The sequence below is a fragment of the Methylorubrum aminovorans genome, assembly GCF_022179725.1.
In the GTDB taxonomy this organism is placed as follows: Bacteria; Pseudomonadota; Alphaproteobacteria; order Rhizobiales; family Beijerinckiaceae; genus Methylobacterium; species Methylobacterium aminovorans.
Genome location: NZ_BPRC01000068.1, coordinates 1 through 5,061, shown reverse-complemented (window position 1 = coordinate 5,061; position 5,061 = coordinate 1). Strand labels below are relative to the sequence as shown.

The following is a 5,061-nucleotide window of genomic DNA, read 5'->3' as shown; positions in this document are numbered from 1 at the left end:
GCCGAGCCAAGTTCGATCTGCTGCGCCAGCGCGTCCTGCATGTCGCATGAACCGAGACCGGCAGAGCTTCGGCAAACGATAGCCCAAAAGCACCGAAAGTGCGGATGAACCCCAATAGGGACCCAGGATCGGCGTCCAAAAGGGACCCACCCGCCGCGCATGAGCGCCGACGCAGAGGCCGATGCCGCGCAGCCGGTCGGGTCAGCGGAGCGGCAACGTCCTCGTCTCTAGCCTGACGCCGGATCGGGCCTCGGCTCTTCGAGACAATCGGCACTCAGCTGCGCGTCTTGAGCTTGACCATCAGGTCGACGACGGTGTGTCGCTCCATCAGATTGCCTCCAGAGCGCGCAGGCCGTCGTAGCGCGCGCAATCCGCCGCAGCCTCAACCTCAAGCGTCAGGCTGGCGGGTGTTGGCACCGGCGCAGGCGGGACGCTCTCGCGGCCACGCGCGAGCAAGTTGAGCACCGCATGGGCGCTGAATAGGCGCGCAGCCAAGGCGGCCATGCATGCGGCCTCGACCGCCTCCAAGCCTGCCTCCGGCACGGCTGAGAGGATCGCGACGAACTGCCGGTCGCCGTCAGCATGTGCGCGCATAGCCTGCCGAAGAGTCCGCACGCTGTTGTGACTCGCGTTTTGCGCGAACTTTGTCATTTTGACGGCATGCATGCCGCAGCTTACTATTTCCGCCAGAAGGCTGAGCTTTGCCGCGAATTGGCAGAAGCGCTGGCCTCTCAGCACGACCCGGTCGTATTGAAGCTCCGCGAGATGGCCGACGAGTTTGACGATAACGCGCGCATTCTCGAACGACGGATCGCGAGAGAACAGGCGCAAGAGGGTTTCTCCGGCGGTGCCGACAACGTTCACTGACCTGCAGCGTCGGCGCTAAGTACGGTTCGGTGGGCGCCTGAACGATACGCCAGAAACGACACACGATGGCCGATGTGCGGAAGCGGATGCTTGCGGCTGTGTGTTGACATAGGGCACGGCCGAGCATGACCGGCGGACACAGGATGTGAGCGGGCTCGTCGAATGAGACGCCGCTGATCGTAACAACGACTTTTCTCCCGTCAGAGTTGCCTTAGGTTCAGACTGCCAGGGCGATAATCCTGTTGTGCCGTTCTACGATCGAGGGCCTGAAGCCATGGACACTCCCAGCGCTAAGCGGAGGCAGGCAAATAAGGGAGACTTTGTCGTTGGCAAGCGCATCCAGGTGCTCCGGAAGGCCAAGGGCATCTCGCAGGCGGTGCTCGGCGAAGCCGTCGGAGTAACGTATCAGCAGATCCAGAAGTACGAGAATGGTATGAACCGCGTCGGCGCAAGCCGCCTGGACGATATCGCGCGGGCACTTGGAGCTCCCGTTTCAGTTTTTTTCGAATGCGACGTTTCGGAGGAGCGGGCGGAGGCTTTTGGCTTTTTACGCGTGCAGGGTGCCATTGAACTCCTACGTGCCTTCAACGCACTTGAGGATGATCACATGCGCCGCGAGGTCGTGACGCTCGTGCACAGGGTGGTTCGCCTTGAGCAGGGGCGGGACATCTGACTCGGTCCCGTCCGCTAGCAGCTCGGAGAGGCGCCGGTGCTGGTGGTTGCAGGAGGCTGGTGCGTGGACTTTAGTGACGACCGCATGGCCGAGTTGCAGAAGCGGTCGGACGGTGCAGGGGCTTGAAAAATCTCGAACAGGTACAGTTACTTGAGGCCTGTGCGCTCACTGTGCTTGCTGGCTACAAGCGATGGATAGGTCGGTAATAATTCGTGAACTCGCAAATGGTTTTTGGAAACGTGCGAGTCATCTTGACCTGACCGGTATTTTGGATCGGGCCAGCAGGGAGGCTACTGCATGGTAGTGGCCAAGGGTAGCCGGAAGGCCAGATCCGGGAAGCTGATGGGCGCGGGCGGCCGGTAGCCCAACGACGAATGCGGTCGGACACGGTTGTAGGTGTTCTGCCAGAGACCGATCACAGTCTGGGCTTCCTTGAGCGAGTAGAAGATCTCCTGCCCGAGACACTCGTGGCGCAGCTCTGCTCGGAGATCTCCGCCTCCTTGCACGCCAGCGACAAACTCTTGCCCTGCGCCGTCTGCACCTCGATCTGGCGCAGCTTCAGCACCACCTGCTCCACGCTCGTCTTCTGTCCTCGCCGCATGTCCGACTCCTTCGGTCCTGGCTGATCCTCTCAAACAGCCCGGTCCAAAGCCAGCCGGTCAGGTCAAAGCACAGGTCTGTGCTTTCGCTCACGCCTTGGCCAACGCGCCAAGACGGACCGCATCGACGCCACCGTGATCGCCCGGTTCGCGGCGGCCACCAACCCACCCGTTCGCGCTCGGGCCGATGCCAAGACTAAGGCCTTGGCTAATCTCGTCACAAGACGCCGTCAGATCGTCGGACTGATCGCGTCCGAGCGGCAGCGAGCGAGCCAAGCTCCATCGTGCATTCAGGACAGCGTCCGGCGCGTCATAGAGGCGTTGGAGCAGGAGCAGAGTGTGATCGACCGCTCGATCGATGCAGGGGTAAGACCGGTCGCCTGAATGGCGCAGGAAGGAGACCTTCCTGACCTCCGTTCCTGATGTTGGACCGACGATCGCACGAACCCTGATCGCGGAGCTGCCCGAGCTTGGAAGCCTCAACGGAAAGCAAGTCGCCGCGCTGGTCGGCTTGGCTCCTTGGACGCGGCAATCCGGTCAGTGGCGAGGGAGGAGCTTCATCGCAGGCGGCTGCGAACCTGTTCGCACGGCGCTGTTCATGGGGGCCATGGTGGCCAGCCGTCACAACGCCGCGCTGAAAACCTTCCGTGACCGGCTCATCGCAGCCGGTAAGCCTAAGCTCGTCGCCCTGATTGCCACCGCTCGGAAGCTGATCACCATCCTCAACGCTATCCTGAGAGACGGAACGCCATGGCAGCCCGCTTGACCAGCAAGACAGTCGCTCACTCGGCTCGGTCCAAAATACCGGTCAGGTCAACGCCCTCTGCGCCAAAGTGCTAGTATCGTGGAGCCTGAGCCGGATCATCGACGAGCCTTTCCGGCTTTCCGGCTGAGGATTCGAGGCGCTGGTACTTGGCGCCGGCTGCCGGTCCCTGCCCGCAGCCATCGCAAATTGAGCGTGCGGCTCGATCTGCATCGGCATCAAGGCGCCGGTAGAGCGTCTCCATTCGAGCCTGCGCCTCGACACGCTCCGGCTCACCGGGCACGTGCGCCCTCTCTTCCGGTGTTGGCTGCTCGCGAAGGCTCTGCGTCGAGGCTGCAGTCGGCTGGCGATTCGGCTTACTGAATTGAGCGCTGGCCTGCTCAGTCCAGAGCAATGAAACTGAAACTGAGAGAACGATTTTGATCTTCATGGCGAATCTCGAGGCGAAGAACTCTGATTGATGCAGGATAAAAGCAGAAAAAGACCGCATCGGGGGCCCCGAGCACCGACTGATCACGCCACATCTGGGGCGCCTAAGTCGATGAAATCCTACCTTAGTTACAGAATATCTTCCCAATACACCGGAGAACGCCACCATGGCTGTTGCTGAGATCCAGTGCGCTCTCTTGGCGAGCGGGTATGAACTCGGGAAGGGCGGACCGTCAGGCATGGGCTATGACTGGAAGCTCGGTGCGAAGACCAAGGCCGCGATCAACGCGTTTCAGATCGCCATCGGCCCGACGCCCGGCGGCAAGGTGGGCGAAACAACGCGCGCCGCGCTCTTCCCCGAGACGGTGCCGGCGCGAGCCGACAGCCTGCCGACCTTCCCGCCCGCTACGAAGTACGTGCCCCGCGGCGCCGGCAACGCGCCTGTCTGGCCGCGCCAGCGCGACTGCATGACCTTCTACGGCGGCGTCGGCTTCCATCAGAAGCAGCTCGTGCTCCCATTCCCGATGCGGCTGGCCTGGGACAAGAAGGTCGTCGTCAACCGCATCAGCGTCCACGGGAGGGTCCACGACGGCGCAATGCGAGTGTTCGCGCGGATCGCTGCCGTCTACGGCGAGGGCGCTCGAAAGAAGCTCGGACTCGACCTGTTTGGCGGCTCGCTAAACATCCGGAAGATGCGGGGCGGCTCGGCCTACTCCACGCACTTGTGGGGCATCGCGATCGACTTCGATCCCGAGCGCAATTAATTGAAGTGGGGCCGGTACAAGGCTCGCCTCGCGCAGCCGGATGCCGACGAGTTCTAGGGACTGTTATCACCTGAACGGATTGCAAATGCTGGCGTTTCCTCGTTTTCAAATGAGGAGACATGATGCTGTCAGATGCGAAGTGGGGTGAGTTGGAGCCGTTGATCGAGGCCTGTCGCCCGAAGGCCAAGACACCGCCCAAGGAGCTTCGGCACACGATCTCTGCGATCCTCTGGCGACACACTGGAGCTGATTGCCGCCAACGAACATGATGCGGCGGTGCTCGATATCAACCTACATGAAGTAATGAGCTACCCGGTAGCCGAAGCCCTGCTGGCGCGTGGCATTCCATTCGTATTCGCCGCCGGCTACAATTAGGCCGCGCTACCAGAGTGCTATGCACATGTGCCACACTGCGAGAAGCCGGTCGAACCATACCAGCTTGCTCGAGCGCTGTTCGTCTGACTGTCGTCGGAAGCTCTAGCCCAACGCTTCAGACTATCTATTCTGGTTTATTTATGGATTTAGAGTTGTTCGTCGGATGAGTGAAAGGGCCGGAGCCCTGAAGAAGCAGATTAGCTAAAAATATAACTTTCGTCATGCTGAAGCTAACTAAGAGCGAGGCGTCAAACGCGCCCATGCTGTCGAGCAGCACTGCGAAATCTGCAAGAGGTCTCATATGGGCGGCAGGACAGCTGGTCTCTAGACAAATTGAGATAACGATGCTGCCCTACGGTACTTGTAAATGGTATAATTCACGCGCAGGCTGCTTCGCTTATTTTTACCCCCGCGCTCAGTTCCAGCCTCGTTGCGTGACGATCCAGCTCACCAAGAACGATTTGAAGCTGCGTGTCTGACGCTAGAGCCGTGCCCTAGCGGGTTGAATCACTTGGGGTAGGCGATCTGGCTGGCGTGTGATTCACTGGGTGGGCTTGTGATGGAGGATGCCATGCCTTCAGCCCTGTCGGT

The 5,061-nt window shown here is 60.9% G+C and carries 5 protein-coding genes and 3 pseudogenes; 4 read left to right on the top strand and 4 right to left on the bottom strand.

All coding sequences use genetic code 11. The features are described 5' to 3' along the window. Window positions 1-327: 327 nt before the first annotated feature. The gene (locus tag MFF24_RS28385; protein WP_238229183.1) at window positions 328-831 is read right to left on the bottom strand and encodes a hypothetical protein; all 504 of its coding nucleotides are present in this window, start codon (window positions 829-831) and stop codon (window positions 328-330) included. A gap of 310 nt (window positions 832-1,141) precedes the next feature. On the opposite strand from MFF24_RS28385, the gene MFF24_RS28380 reads away from it, so the two are divergent. Further along, the gene (locus MFF24_RS28380; protein ID WP_166060202.1) at window positions 1,142-1,540 is read left to right on the top strand and encodes a helix-turn-helix domain-containing protein; all 399 of its coding nucleotides are present in this window, start codon (window positions 1,142-1,144) and stop codon (window positions 1,538-1,540) included. A 290-nt stretch (window positions 1,541-1,830) separates the two neighbouring features. Here MFF24_RS28380 and MFF24_RS28375 read toward each other — a convergent pair. Further along, a pseudogene (locus MFF24_RS28375) lies at window positions 1,831-2,019 on the bottom strand (integrase core domain-containing protein); the annotation flags it as partial. Next, window positions 1,956-2,141 (bottom strand): hypothetical protein, encoded by a 186-nt coding sequence (locus MFF24_RS28370; protein ID WP_238229184.1) that lies wholly within the window; start codon window positions 2,139-2,141, stop codon window positions 1,956-1,958. The pseudogene MFF24_RS28375 and the gene MFF24_RS28370, both read right to left, overlap by 64 nt. A 68-nt stretch (window positions 2,142-2,209) precedes the next feature. On the opposite strand from MFF24_RS28370, the pseudogene MFF24_RS28365 reads away from it, so the two are divergent. After that, window positions 2,210-2,905, top strand: a pseudogene (locus MFF24_RS28365) (IS110 family transposase); the annotation flags it as partial. A 70-nt stretch (window positions 2,906-2,975) separates the two neighbouring features. Here the strand turns inward: MFF24_RS28365 and MFF24_RS28360 are convergent. Beyond that, complete coding sequence (locus MFF24_RS28360; RefSeq protein WP_238229182.1) at window positions 2,976-3,332, bottom strand: hypothetical protein; 357 nt, start codon at window positions 3,330-3,332, stop codon at window positions 2,976-2,978. 166 nt (window positions 3,333-3,498) lie between these two features. On the opposite strand from MFF24_RS28360, the gene MFF24_RS28355 reads away from it, so the two are divergent. Both MFF24_RS28355 and MFF24_RS28350 read left to right on the top strand, forming a co-directional pair. After that, window positions 3,499-4,095 carry a peptidoglycan-binding domain-containing protein gene (locus tag MFF24_RS28355; RefSeq protein WP_238229181.1) on the top strand — a complete coding sequence of 199 codons (597 nt, stop codon included), beginning with the start codon at window positions 3,499-3,501 and terminating at the stop codon, window positions 4,093-4,095. Window positions 4,096-4,217: 122 nt separating this feature from the next. Next, a pseudogene (locus tag MFF24_RS28350) lies at window positions 4,218-4,334 on the top strand (IS5 family transposase); the annotation flags it as partial. Between the last annotated feature and the right edge of the window lie 727 nt (window positions 4,335-5,061).